The organism is Pedobacter miscanthi (genome assembly GCF_032678605.1).
Classification (GTDB): Bacteria; Bacteroidota; Bacteroidia; order Sphingobacteriales; family Sphingobacteriaceae; genus Pedobacter; species Pedobacter miscanthi_A.
Window position 1 is genome coordinate 146957 of record NZ_JAVTSU010000007.1, and the last position, 13387, is coordinate 160343.

Genomic DNA, 13387 nt, shown 5'->3' on the forward strand with positions numbered 1-13387 from the left:
GGTCTAAGATTGCTATTGGAATTGTTTGATATTATGTAAGCTAAGCAGAAAAAGACATTAATATGTTTTTCAGAAGCTTCAAAGTGTTGTTTAGAGCAGTAGGTTGTAATTTTATCATATAAAAACGTTTAGATTTACGCCCTACATTTCTTTAACTACATTACTATGCAAAAAAGAATTCTTGTGATTGACGATGATGAACTGATGCTGGGCGCACTCGATTCTTTTTTGATATTTGAAAATTTTCTGACTCATACAGTATTAAGTGCCGAGCGTATCGATCAGGCGGTTGCCGGGTTTAAGCCGGATCTCATTATCATGGATATTAGACTTAATGATGCTGATGGAAGATTAATATGTGATGAGTTAAAGGGTAAATCCGCTAGTTCAGGTATTCCGATCTTATTACTGACCGGTCTTAGCTATCAGGAGATTGCCCTGATTGACTGCAAGGCTGATGCTATCATCGGTAAGCCATATGAAGGCAGTTCGCTGCTTAATACCATTGATCAACTCCTTAAGGGGTTGGCCAGCTATGGATCATAGGCATTATCTTGCTATTACAGATCCCGGGTTATCTGGCTGAATCCTTAGGATGCCGATGGAGAATTTTTGCGTTACTTTCGGATGATTAGCCGGAATACTGCCGCATTGGTTTCTTTTGCTTTTCGTTATAGACTATTCGTTTGGCTTTGTACATGAAACGTTATCCAACATTTTGTTAAGGCAATATATTATTGCCGCTGGAGTGGGATTTTAGCCAGGTGCTCACATTGTTTTGGTTGAACTGAGTTGGATGGCAAACTGGAATGAAAGTCAGCGCCTTTCCCATTTCGCTGCCTACCCGGATCCTGACATTGTGCAGCTTAATTATTTCAGCACAGTATAAAGTCGTATCACAAATCCAGCGGTGGTTTTACTGATCATGTTTTCTATCCTGTAATGGCGCTCAGATATTTTTTCCTGATCCTCGGTTGCAATTGCCCCGCATTGTCTCCAATTGAAAAAGTCACCTGGTTTTCTGAAAGTGTGGTGGTATTTAGGATAAAGGGGTTTTTAGAAAAAAAATCAAACAAATCCTTGAATAACAGGTTCTACAAGAAAAAATAATACACGCTACTATGAACGATAATTCAAAAACAGTTGTTGCATTGCTTGCCGGACTTGCAGCAGGGGCAGCATTGGGAATCTTATTTGCTCCGGATAAGGGAGAAGAAACAGTCGATAAGCTTTCCAGATCGCTAGCTGATCTTAAGGACAGGGTTATTGACCGTGCCAAAGAAGAATTGGAACGTCTTGTGGAAACCGGAAAAGATTATGCCAGTAGGGCTGCTGATTCCTTTGAGGAGACTAAAGATGAGCTTAGGGACAAAGCTACATCGGTAAAAGAAGAAGTTAAAGATTCGGCCATAAATACCATCGAGCAGGCTTAGCGGGCATTTAGCGCTATCACGGAATTAGTTAAGAATTAAAAGTGAAAAGCGGCATAAGCCGCTTTTTCTGTTTAGGTGGTAATATTTTAACCTGGTTTTTGGATATCTTCAACCAGTTTATCATTGAGTTTTGCAATCTGCGATGGGACAATCGTTTAAACTGATAACTGCTTTACGGTAGTTTTGAATTTATTTCCAGGTAAGCATCCCGCTTGTTTTATTTTTACTGCGCTTATAGTTACCTTAGTTATGCAAACTAAGATTTATGCAAATTATCCCACAAAAACATTATTCGTTGTTAAAAACATATTTGTTTATTGTTTTTGTTTTTCTTGCAGAAAATGTTTCAGCCCAACAGATTTTTAAGAAAGGAGATATTGTTGAACTGAAAAAAAATCTTCGCAACAGTATCGATCCTCAATCTAAAATTAAGGCCAGATTGATGATCGGATCCTATTACCTCAAACTGAGGCACGGACAGGATACCACTGATATGGACTCGGCCATTGTATATTTCAACGCTGCGGTGACTGGCAGCAAGAGCCTGGGCCGTCCGGCATTAACGCTAACAATTGAAGCACTTAGCATGTTAGGTGAGGTCGAATTTGCAAGGAACAATGCTCACGGCGGATTTGATTGGTTTAATAAAGCGTTAGATTATCTCAGGAATGGATCAGACCAACACCGTAAGGCGCTGATTATGGCAAGAGCTGTTAAGAAAAATTTCTCCTACACCCAAAATCGGCTCGGGGCAAAAATCTATATAGATAATGCCATGTCAATTTTTAAAGGCGAGCGTAATTTTAAGGCAGCTTGTGAGATGGCCTATTATGATACTTATTTTAACATCAATGGTGATAGAAAAAATGTTAAGAGTTTAGCTCGGGGTTACATCTCTGAATACAGTAAATATCAGGCTCCTGCAGTAGGCAGGCTGTATTATCTGCTTGCCAAACTCGAGAGGTATGATGCGAACTTAAACCTTGCGCTACAGTACCTTCTACAGGGCATAGACTGGATGAACAAAAATTATGACAATGAGAGGCAAGATCTATACTATGGAGAACTCGGCTTGATTTATCAGGAACTCGGACAGACTGAAAAGAGCATCAGGGCATATAAGAAAACTTTATCCCTCCGTGATACGATATACCTGAAGCAGGAATACCTGATCCGGACTGTAGGATTTGTGACAGAGGGCCTTATCAGGCTTAAAAAAAATAAGGAGGCACTTTCCCAGATACTGGCCTATGAAGCAGGACATTTGCCGGATGGGAAACATGAGGCTGCTTTCATTGCCCAGATCAGAGCAAATTGTTATAAAGCGTTGGGGAAATATGCTTTGGCAGAAAAATATTATCTGTTCGCAGAAAAAAACTATAACGTTCCTGGCAATGAGATGGCCTACATCGCCAGGCAGGATCTTGGGCGCTTTTATACTGAAACAGGTAATTATTCAAAGGGGACACCTTATTTAAAAGCTGCCCTGTACCCGGGGATTCCTGCTTCACGCAAAAAAGAAATTTTTTATCTCCTACATAAAATTGATTCCGCATCGGGCAATTATGCCTCAGCGCTGAAAAATTATAAAATATTCAATCAGTTAAACGACTCGATTTTCAATGTAAACAAGATCCGGGAAGCAGAAAAGCTTCAGGTATTATACGAAACAAAACAAAGGGAACAAGATATCAGAATACTCAAGCAGCAGAAAACCATCCAGAACGGTTCATTAAAGCGGGCGGAATTTACCCGGAATGCAACCATTATGGGACTATGCCTGCTGGCAGTTATTCTGGTTATTGTTTACATGAGTTACAGGAAGAGCCTGTCCTCCGGTCGTGAAATTGGCAGGAAGAATAATGAACTCAATGACCTTGTAACCGAAAAACAGTGGCTTATCAAAGAAATCCACCATAGGGTTAAAAACAATCTGCAGATCGTTACCGCACTTTTACACCGTCAATCCTCGTTCATTAAAAATAAGGTTGCGCTGAGCATTATTAAAGATAGCGAACATAGAATGCAATCTATAGCGCTGATCCATCAAAGGCTTTATCAGACCGACGATATGGTATTCATCGATATCCATACCTACATAGATGACCTTGTTGGGCATTTTCGGGATAGTTATGGACTGGAAGGTAATATTCAGTTCACAATGGATCTGGCACCATTAAAACTCAGTGTAACAAAGGCTGTATCGATAGGTTTGATACTAAATGAATCCATAACTAATGCCATTAAATATGCCTATCCTTCCGTTTCAGGAATAATCTTTATATCTTTAAATACGGAAGGATCGCAGCATAATCTTTCAATTAAAGACAATGGCATTGGCCTTCCTGAAGGGTGGGAGCTTGCAAAAGTAAATTCGATGGGAATGAACTTAATCAAGGGTTTATCGAAGCAGCTTGATGGGACACTGAATTTTATCGTTGATAATGGTGTTACGATGCAATTGATATTTCGGGACTGAACCTGGGAAATATTTAAAAAACTCCCCAAGTTCGTGTATTATCTTTCGGTTTTAAATATGTGGTATGATAAGCAGATAAACATAAAGTGTAATAGATTCGGGCGTGCGGTTTTAAGGGCACCAAATTCTATTTTACGGTATATTTAAAGGTTTGACGCGGTTGATTATTTATTCCAAGCATATCAAAGCAATATGTTAATTTTTTTTTCAATTGTTATGCCTTTTCATCGTTCAGATAACGTTCCAGAAATGGGGCTGTTTTACTTTCGTTACATTTCAACAGGCCATCCACATTTCCTGAATACAGAATTTTTCCGCCACATTCCCCCGCACCCGGCCCAATATCTATAACCCAGTCACTCTGGGCGATGACCTGCATATCGTGTTCTACAACAATCACGGTATTGCCCGCATCTGCAAGCTTGTTGAGCTGAAGTAATAGTCTTTCCACATCCGAAGGGTGCAGGCCTGTTGTAGGTTCATCCAGGATATAGAGCGAGGATCCTTTCTGGCTTTTTTGCAGTTCAGTTGCCAGCTTGATCCGCTGGGCCTCGCCCCCGGAGAGTTCGGTCGCTGATTGCCCGAGTCTTAAGTAGCCAAGACCGACCTCGCGCACAATATCCAGCGCCCTGTAAATTACCGAGTCTTCGTCAAAAAAGTTGCATGCCTGTTCAACCGTCATTTCCAGCACTTGCGCGATGTTGTGTTCTTTGTAGGTTATTTCCAGCGTCTGGGGGTTATACCTGCTGCCATTACAGACCGGACATGGCGTGTAAACGCTGGGCAAAAACAATAGTTCAACCATAACAAAACCTTCGCCCTGACAGTTCGGGCAGCGTCCCTTTGCAACGTTGAAGGAAAAACGTCCTGCATCATATTTCCTTTTCTTTGCGAGCGGGGTATCGGCAAAGCGTTTGCGCACGTGGTCGAATAATCCGGTGTAGGTGGAAAGGTTTGACCTTGGCGTCCGTCCTATGGGTTTCTGATCGACAACCACCAGCCTGCTGATCTGATCCAGTCCTGAGCAGATTCTTCCGCTTAGCGGTAAACCTGTTTGTTCTTGCGGCATCTCTAAAGGGAGATCCTGAATGGCTTCGGTTTTCTGGCCGAGGGCATCCGAGATGAGTTCAACAAGTACCTGGCTTACCAGGCTACTTTTTCCCGAGCCTGAAATTCCCGTCACGCAGGTCATCACCCCAATTGGGAATTCGACATTTATGTTGTTCAGATTGTGCCGGGAAATTCCGGTAAGAATGAGCTGTCCTGTGGGTTTTCTCGCCGAATGGATGTTTTTTCCGGCTTTACCGAAGAGATAGGCAGAGGTAGGAGAACCCTTGATTTTTTTTAAGCCCTCCGGAAGGCCACTGTAAAGAATATATCCGCCTTTTTCGCCCGCTTCGGGCCCTACCTCAACAATCCAGTCTGCATGCCGGATGACTTCTATTTCGTGCTCGATAACAAAGATTGAATTTCCGGCCTCTTTTAATCTGTCCAATATCCTAAGCAACGCCTGTGTATCGGCTGGGTGGAGCCCTGCCGATGGCTCATCAAGTACATAAACAACACCGAAAAGGTTTGAATGCACCTGTGTGGCCAATCTTAAACGCTGAAGTTCTCCCGGGGACAGCGTGGGCGTTGTCCTTTCCAGACTGAGGTAGCCCAGGCCGAGTTCCAACATCACTTCCATTCTGGAAAGGATATCCCTGGAAATCCGCTGGGTAACGATCTGCTTTTCTGATTCTATCCCTTTAGCTTGTGCAAATTTTTTAAAAACGTCACAAAGATGCGAAATGGGGAGCCGTGAGATTTCAGCAAAATCTTTCCCGTCAAAACGGATAGATAAGGATTCTTTTCGGAGCCGCTTTCCATTGCATTCGGGGCATTTACTGCTGACCATAAACCGGCTTACCCTTTTTTTCATCAGTTCGGACTGAGTTGAACTGAATGTTTTCATTACGTAAGGTTTGGCTCCGATGAAAGTTCCCATGTAATCAGGAGTCTTCTTGTTTTTTATGGCTTTTGCGGTTTCTTCGGGAGAATATCCCGGATAAACCGGAACAGTTGGGGTCTCATTGGTAAACAGGATCCAGTCCCGCTGATCCCTGGGTAATTCTTTCCAGGGAATATCTACGTTGAAACCCATTGAAACCAATATGTCCCGCTGGTTCTGCCCCTGCCAGGCCAGGGGCCAGGAGGCCACTGCCCGCTCCCGGATACTCAGACTGTCATCGGGGACCATTGTTTTTTCTGTAACTTCAAATACGCTGCCCAAACCATGGCATTCCGGGCATGCGCCTTGTGGGGTATTGGGCGAAAAACCTTCTGCATAAATAATCGGCTGCCCTCTGGGGTATTCCCCGGCCCTGGAATAGAGCATGCGCAATAGGTTGGACAGCGTGGTCACACTTCCCACCGATGAACGGGTGCTGGTTCCGCCTCTTTGCTGCTGCAGGGCGATGGCTGGTGGCAGGCCTTCTATCGATTCCACTTCAGGAACACCCATCTGATTGAAAAGTCTACGGGCGTATGGGGAAACTGATTCCAAATAACGCCGCTGGGCTTCGGCGTATAAAGTTCCGAATGCAAGTGAGGATTTACCGGATCCGGAGACACCGGTAAATACCACAAGTTTATCCCTTGGGATATCAATGTCAATATCTTTGAGATTGTGCTCTCGTGCACCTCTGACCCTGATCATATCCTTGTTTTTCTGCATATTATTTTTACTGTTTCCTTGTTGTAACTGATATGGCCAACTTCTTTTGATATTTATAACCGGCAATCCAAAAAAGGGATAAAAGATGAAATAAAAAACAGGCCGGATCTTCCGGCCTGTTTTTATTCAAGCTCCGATTTACTGTCCGGACTAGCTGTTTTTTTTGATATATTCAGCTATCTTTTCTCTTGACGAGCTGCCCGAAGCTTTTGCCAGTTCTTTGTACTTTGCTGAAGTAACCCCTGCCTGTTTCGCAGCATAAGCTACTTCGCTTGCATCATTGAGATCCACTTTGGAATCTTCCCTGCCGTCCTGTTTACTTTTGTTATCGCTCATAGTATCAAATGTTTTCTTCATTTAACAATTTCTCTGACCTGATTGTTTAGCTGGTGATAAACTGAATTCGGCCAGTTTCCAGAAGGCATAGGCTTTTTCCCTGGGAGCCTGAACGGTTACCTTTTCAATAATGGTAATGGCTGTTATTGGATTTATTTATTGCTGGTTACGCTTTTTCCAGCTGATGCGTACGGTTTCATTCCCCATTATAAAGGCTTCCAGATCCTGGTTTCTGTCCTTGGATGGTGTTAATCTGACTGACGGCGATTGGCAAAAGAATTTAATATTTGGCATTTTGGTCTCACTTTCTGAAGGGGTAATGCGCAGCCGGTAGGATAATCTGGGATCCCCCTGAAGGTGGAAGATAACTGAACCTGGGCTTTTCCTAATCCCGGAGATGGGGCAGTCTGAAAATATCAGGAAGGGATTGTCGCTGAACCTGATAAAGTGCCGGGGCAAGATCCCAAAGGCATTGCCCGCGCCATAAACCTCCTGTCCGACAGCACCGCTCTTTTCGATTCCGTCATGTAAGTCTTCCAGTGCAATCCAAAGCTTGCGGTCTACTTCACCGGTTTTTACCTCATCGGATAACATATCTGAGGGCAGCATCGGGGGATAGTAGTATGGTGCGCGCTCAACCAGGTAACGGATAAATTCGCTACATAAGAGCCTAACGCTTGGAAGTATATCAACGCCTTCTGCATGCTTGAGGTAATCGTGCAGCGCGCAGAAAACTTCCTGCTCTTCATAGGCCGCGGTGTAAGGGGCATCTGTAAGAGGGAAAAGAGCAAAAAATGTCGGAAGATTTTTTCCGTATCCATAATTACAGTCCCATAGCTGGACGTTTTCAAAAATGGAGGCCAGGCACCTATAACTTAAGGAAAGATAAAGTTCATTGCCTGTAAGTTTAAATAACCGGAGCAGTGCTCCGGCAGCAAATGCAGTATTGTTGGCCTGGTACATGATCTTGTAGCCAACGTCCCCCAGTTTTTTTGCGGCGGTCTCCGCTTCCTTCAGGTATTTTTTATCCCCGGTAAGTTCAAAGGCCTGCAGCATCACATGGGCATATAACCCGGCCACGTCCTGTTCGCCGCCCTCTCCAGGCTTGGTTTCTGCCTTTATTACTTCAAGTGTATCCATTTTATAGAACACGGGCCAATGATATTTAAACCTGTGTGCAACTTTTATAGCAAATCCGAGTGAATCCAGAAATAGTTTCTCCGCTGTTTTATCTCCATCGAGTGCTAACCTTGACAGGTTTAAAAGCGGATGGTGCAGGTACCATGAATCCATCACCATGGGCATTTTCTGTTCCTCATCTCCCTCAAGTTTGTCCTCCGCCCCGGGGTGCCACCTCACCAGTGTCTTTAGCTTTTGGCTGTAAAATGCCGGTAGGCCCTTTTTTATGGTATCCATTACTTCCAGGGTTTTACCGCTCCACTTTGAGTAATCCACCAGCGGAAGCAGTACCGCTAACTGCACCATGATTTCCGGTGGGGTCTGGTAATCGCTTACGTAGGCATTTAGATAACTGTTACCGCCCACCATTGACCAGCAGCCAGGGTTTTCGATGAGGTCTTTTAGTCCTTTGTCCAGGATTTCGGGCCAGTGAAGGTAGTGGGTATCCGGCCTGGGGATATTAAGGTATACTTCTGCCAATAGATCAAGATAATCTTCTGCCTGATCCTGGTTTTCTTTATTTTTTGTTTTAAAAGCAATTGTTGCATCTGAAATGATAACCTCCTGGCCGGCTTTTAAAGGTTTTTCCTCCGTTTTAGGGAGGGCCAGACCGATTTCGGGCAGCATTCCGCCGACAACGCCGGATAATGAGGTGCCCGTCTGATCCGCGTAGTCAGAAAGGGCTGTGAGGTTCTGGAAATAAAGGATGCGCAGGTCTCTTTCCGGTAGCGAAAAGTATAACAGGCCTGACCTTGTTCCCATCTGGGCTGCATGAACTTCGCCCATTGCTTTCACAGCTCCTTTAACGCCTGTTGTAAGGATATCCCTGGGCCAGAATGGGATAAAAATCTCCGAGGCAGGGGTGAGTGTGCAATTATATTTTAACAGGGTAAAGTTTTCCTGTGAAAAGGAAATCCTTACTTTAAAAATTCCGACTGCTGTTTTGAGCTTTAGCGTATAATCAGTTTTATTCTTTCTGATTTTTGGGCTTTCTGATAAGCCGTCAGGAGCATAGCAGGCCCTAAAATAGACAGGTAGATTTTTTTTATGTGTGACCGAGATCCATATGGAATCCTTGGTTTGAAAAATGTTGAACCGGAGTTCCCCGTAATTTTCAGCGTGGAGCAGGGAACTGTTTTTAAACTGGGCCATCGCAGTCAGGGCCCATGGTGATAATCCTTTCATAACTGTCAATTTTACCTTTTAAACTATTCCCGTCCACAACATTGTTTTTTTTAACATTGTTTTGGAACAGGTAAAATGCAGGTATATCAGCTCTGGAAGCCCGTGCACAGATTTGTTTATGATACCAGATAAGAAACCTTTCCCATAAAATTATCAATATCAAAAGGTTTGCTGATGAAATCATCCGCCTGGCATTTTTTTCTCACATCACCCAAGGTTGCATGTGCGGACATCATCATTACTGGTATATGGCCGGTGCGGTAATCTGATTTGATTTCGCAGCAAAGATCAATGCCGTTTCCATCAGGGAGCATAATATCGAGAATGACCATATCCGGCCTGCGCTGAAAGATTTCTTTTCTAAAACTCCCAGCGTCTTCACACAGATGAACTTCATAATGTTCCTCATTCAACATATAGCCTATCATTTCCCTGATACCCTCATTATCCTCAACTACCAATATATTTTTGCTCATAACTATCTGTCTATTATATCTATTGTATCTTTAAAACTCATATTTATAAAAAAGGTTTAAAAAGAATTTAGTTGTTTGGTGCAGCCTTTAGCATCTTTCCCCTGCAGATCACCTGGATACTGCATTTAGGTTGATTCAGTATCAAGTACGAAAAGGGCTATTCGCTTAGATTTTTTGTGTTTTCCTAATACAAAACTTAAATCAACGGTTGGTGTTATCTGTTCAAATTGGTGAGATATGAAAGAAGATAAGAACAGGTGCTATTGGGCCTGATCAAGCAAAGGCTTGAAACCGTAACAAGGAGGGAATACCATGAGATAGCAGAAATCCCCACAGATAATCTGAATACCTTTATGGTAAAATACAGCTTCCTTCACGATGGTAAAGAAGGCGTTTTTAACGTTGTCGGGCACGCTCAGCCTACGGAGGGTGTAAATGAGATTGACTATATAACCCTAAAGAGTGAATTCGATACCGGATCGGTCCATTATAATTCATTGTCAACTAAAGATCAGGTTGACCAGGATTTGGCTGAGGTCACCAGGTTCCTGAATCAATAAATTACGATAGATGTTGGTGGGAAGGGTAAAAAGTAAAATCCAAAATGACTTCGACAGATACAGTTGCTAAAAAAGCAGATACACTACAACCCGCTGAACGGCTAAATCCTGAGGACACCGTAAAAAAAATACTGATGGACACATAAAGCTGCTTTTATCTAGTCAGCATTTAAAAAAAGAGAATACCTTTAGATATCCCATTATGGGGTTTACATAGCTGCCAATTGCTTTTGATGGGAATGATAAAAAACATTCATAGCAATTATTTTTTCAGGCTTTATAAAGGATTAAAGAATATTATTGGCAAATAACAAAAAAGGGATCCGTTTCAGGATCCCTTTAAATTTACCAGTACTTGCTATTATTATTCTTCGGCTGCAGCCTGGTTTACGAAGCTTACAGCGCATTCTGTCAGGGCTACATCAGTAACTTTTTCATTTTCCAAGGTCTGTCCCAATAATTCAGCCACATCAGTCCTATCCATATTTTCGGCAAATACCTTTAAGGTGCCATAAGTAGCAATTTCATAATGCTCGACTTTCTGTGCCGCCAGGATAAGTCCTGCATCACGGATCATAGTGCCTGAATCGGTATCTGAGATAATTCCCTCAGCCTCCTCTAGCAAGCCCGCCATTGCATCACATTTTTTTGCTGCGGGTTTTTCCTCCAATAAAGCAAAAACCTGTTCCAATGTGTCGATATGGGTCTGGGTCTCCTGGGTATGTTTATCGAATGCCGCTGCAAGTTCAGGACTTGTTGCAGCTTTTTTCATTTTTGGAAGTGCTTTAACCAGGTGTTTTTCTGCCCAATAAATATCCTTTAATTCATCAACGAAAAATTCATGAAATTCAGAAGGCTCTATCTTCGCATTTTTCGCCGTGTTTTTTTTTGCTGTAGTAGTAGCTGCGGTCTTTGCCGCTCCTGCTTTTGCTGTAGTTGCCATATTGTTATGTTATTAGTTATCGTTATACCTTTACAACTAGATATAATTGACATTGTTTAGCCTTTTTTATAATCGGGTAATTTTCATTGCTTCACTAGGTATTTTTCCGGGGAGTGGGTTAAATACCTGATTACATACGTATTTAAGAAAGGGAAAACAATTCTTAAACTGAAAGGATTGTATAAAATGTATGGAAAAGGAAGATAGGATTGCAAATCTTTTCTTAAGTTATTTCGGGTTCTGGGGTTCCGTCCAGAATGACCGTACTAATGTACTCTTCACCTTGCATGAACACCATGTGCAGGTCCAGGTGAAGTTTAATGCCGGCCGACATGATACTGTGCCGGGCAAATTCTGTCATTTCCCGGTGGGAGGAAAAAAGGGGTTTTGGAGGCAGTAGGATCCAGACCTGGTTGTGTTCGGCCAGGGTTATCCTTACCGGGAAACTGTTCAGTGCATGCCTGAGACGGCCGGTGATGGTAGTAAGTTCTTCGCTTGTGAACTGTTTCATACTCAGCAGTTGATATGTATCTCTTCAACACCTGAACCGGCTTCTTTGAACAGATATATAATCAGGTCTTTTTCGAAAAGGACCACTTCGTTTACCTGGTCACGGACCATGTCTGCAAACGCTTTCAGGTCTGTTTCTGGCCGGGTTATGATTTTCAGCTGTCCGTCTTCAGTCCATTCCCATGCGATGATTTCGGCCGGGTACATTTCTTTTAATGCATAAGGAAGGTTTCCCATTGCCTCGCGTTCCCGGAGCACCATGGAAAGGTCCGGTAATACCTCCAATAATAAAGGATCTTCTGTCCGCCAACCGAATTCAGCGCTATCATCCTGCACTACGGATCCCTGATGTGAACCGCCTATAATTACCTTAAACTCACCATCCCGGATTAAATGGATCAGCATAGGTTCTCCCGGATTGATGGGGATGTAGGTGAATGGATCTGTGTTCATACATGATATTTACATGAAAACCTGCATTTTAACTGATTTGTTTGCCATAATTCAATTTTCAAGGACCTGGCAGATTCTTGCGAACAATAACGTGTGGATATCCGAGCCATCGATCCTATGGAACAGGCCGTCCCGCTTTTGGATGTAACCCTTAAAATTTTGATTGATCATGATCCGGTATAAAAGATCATCTCCCTTGACCCTGTCTATTACCACCAGGTCTGCGCCTATTTTTATCTGCTTCTGGAATGCTGCTGCCTTAATGTTCATTATCTAAATTTATCTTTGCTTTTTGATTGGTAATAGTCAATGACCTTTTTTGAGAATGCTTCCCCACGTTCCCTCAATTCCCTTGTTTCGTTTTCAAACCTGTTGAGCTTATCTGTCAGCGCTTTGTGGTAGGCTTTGATGCCTGAGTTGGGGTCACGGATGGATATGTTTTCCAAAACTGTCCTGATATTGATATTGGAGTCTTTTTGGTTGGCATACTTTTCATGGAACTCTTCTGGAGTATACCAGTTGTTGTTCAGCTTGTTGTACAGCCAGCAGTTTGCACGTTTGGCTTCGGCCACAATCGCCATATTGGTGAACACGCCCTGTTTTTTATCATGGTGGCTTAACTGGTGTGGCTGGTTAGTGGATTTCATACTGCAAATTTTGCTAAAAAAATTAGTATTTCAAAATACAATGATTAACATTCATACCACTTTTGGGTTGTGGGCGGGACGGCCTGCTTTAAAGCATTGATGATAGCTTAAGGTTGATATTTGCAATTTGGTAATATTGTTGGCCAGATAAAGGCTGCTGTTAATGGGTATATTCGCAGGATGGTAGCAAAACTCCTTGTTTCGAGAAGTAATTCAATAACCCAGCTTAATGGTCTTAATGTTGGTGATTCTGTAGAGGATGAATCGGGTAGGTGCGGAATTATTGATAAGATCGAGGTGGTCAGGTATCAAAGGGAAACCCATTTTTATTTTAGGCTGAAAAAAAACAAGGGCTCAATCCTGATATTAAAGTAATCAATCGGCTTTTGATCCCGCACGGTGCGGATACTGTCCTGTCAGGAGTTTAATATGTGCATGGAGCACCCGGAGAGTATAAGTGTGGGAAGGTT

At 42.8% G+C, this 13387-nt stretch carries 13 protein-coding genes; 4 read left to right on the top strand and 9 right to left on the bottom strand.

Annotated features, from left to right (window positions below; translation table 11 throughout):
* Positions 1 to 165: 165 nt before the first annotated feature.
* The 3 genes from R2R28_RS12340 to R2R28_RS12350 all read left to right on the top strand — a co-directional run bounded on the left by R2R28_RS12340 (position 166) and on the right by R2R28_RS12350 (position 3912).
* Positions 166 to 546 (top strand): response regulator transcription factor, encoded by a 381-nt coding sequence (locus tag R2R28_RS12340; RefSeq protein ID WP_316825994.1) that lies wholly within the window; start codon positions 166 to 168, stop codon positions 544 to 546.
* Between the two features lie 575 nt (positions 547 to 1121).
* Positions 1122 to 1433, top strand: coding sequence for a YtxH domain-containing protein (locus R2R28_RS12345; RefSeq protein ID WP_316825995.1), 312 nt, complete (start codon positions 1122 to 1124; stop codon positions 1431 to 1433).
* Positions 1434 to 1698: 265 nt separating this feature from the next.
* A complete protein-coding gene (locus tag R2R28_RS12350) occupies positions 1699 to 3912 on the top strand; it encodes a histidine kinase dimerization/phosphoacceptor domain -containing protein (protein WP_316825996.1) in 2214 nt (737 codons plus the stop codon).
* Between the two features lie 214 nt (positions 3913 to 4126).
* Here the strand turns inward: R2R28_RS12350 and uvrA are convergent, their stop codons facing one another.
* The 4 genes from uvrA to R2R28_RS12370 all read right to left on the bottom strand — a co-directional run bounded on the left by uvrA (position 4127) and on the right by R2R28_RS12370 (position 9804).
* On the bottom strand, positions 4127 to 6628 hold the full coding sequence (gene uvrA / locus R2R28_RS12355) for an excinuclease ABC subunit UvrA (RefSeq protein WP_316825997.1): 2502 nt from the start codon (positions 6626 to 6628) through the stop codon (positions 4127 to 4129).
* A 150-nt stretch (positions 6629 to 6778) separates the two neighbouring features.
* Positions 6779 to 6964: a DUF3606 domain-containing protein gene (locus R2R28_RS12360; protein ID WP_316825998.1), complete on the bottom strand. Its 186-nt coding sequence runs from the start codon at positions 6962 to 6964 to the stop codon at positions 6779 to 6781.
* Positions 6965 to 7120: 156 nt separating this feature from the next.
* Entirely contained in the window at positions 7121 to 9328 is a 2208-nt protein-coding gene (locus R2R28_RS12365) for a hypothetical protein (RefSeq protein ID WP_316825999.1), read from the bottom strand.
* Between the two features lie 116 nt (positions 9329 to 9444).
* Positions 9445 to 9804, bottom strand: a complete 360-nt coding sequence (locus R2R28_RS12370) for a response regulator (RefSeq protein ID WP_316826000.1) — start codon at positions 9802 to 9804, stop codon at positions 9445 to 9447.
* A 353-nt stretch (positions 9805 to 10157) separates the two neighbouring features.
* On the opposite strand from R2R28_RS12370, the gene R2R28_RS12375 reads away from it, so the two are divergent.
* On the top strand, positions 10158 to 10364 hold the full coding sequence (locus tag R2R28_RS12375; protein WP_316826001.1) for a hypothetical protein: 207 nt from the start codon (positions 10158 to 10160) through the stop codon (positions 10362 to 10364).
* Between the two features lie 364 nt (positions 10365 to 10728).
* Here the strand turns inward: R2R28_RS12375 and R2R28_RS12380 are convergent, their stop codons facing one another.
* From R2R28_RS12380 to R2R28_RS12400, 5 genes are all read right to left on the bottom strand, one after another.
* The gene (locus R2R28_RS12380) at positions 10729 to 11307 is read right to left on the bottom strand and encodes a ferritin-like domain-containing protein (RefSeq protein WP_316826002.1); all 579 of its coding nucleotides are present in this window, start codon (positions 11305 to 11307) and stop codon (positions 10729 to 10731) included.
* A gap of 223 nt (positions 11308 to 11530) precedes the next feature.
* A complete protein-coding gene (locus tag R2R28_RS12385) occupies positions 11531 to 11818 on the bottom strand; it encodes a hypothetical protein (protein WP_316826003.1) in 288 nt (95 codons plus the stop codon).
* Between the two features lie 2 nt (positions 11819 to 11820).
* Positions 11821 to 12270, bottom strand: coding sequence for a hypothetical protein (locus R2R28_RS12390; RefSeq protein WP_316826004.1), 450 nt, complete (start codon positions 12268 to 12270; stop codon positions 11821 to 11823).
* Between the two features lie 51 nt (positions 12271 to 12321).
* Positions 12322 to 12540, bottom strand: coding sequence for a hypothetical protein (locus tag R2R28_RS12395; protein WP_316826005.1), 219 nt, complete (start codon positions 12538 to 12540; stop codon positions 12322 to 12324).
* Positions 12540 to 12917 carry a hypothetical protein gene (locus tag R2R28_RS12400; protein ID WP_316826006.1) on the bottom strand — a complete coding sequence of 126 codons (378 nt, stop codon included), beginning with the start codon at positions 12915 to 12917 and terminating at the stop codon, positions 12540 to 12542. Before R2R28_RS12400 ends, R2R28_RS12395 begins: the two co-directional genes overlap by 1 nt.
* Positions 12918 to 13387: the final 470 nt, after the last annotated feature.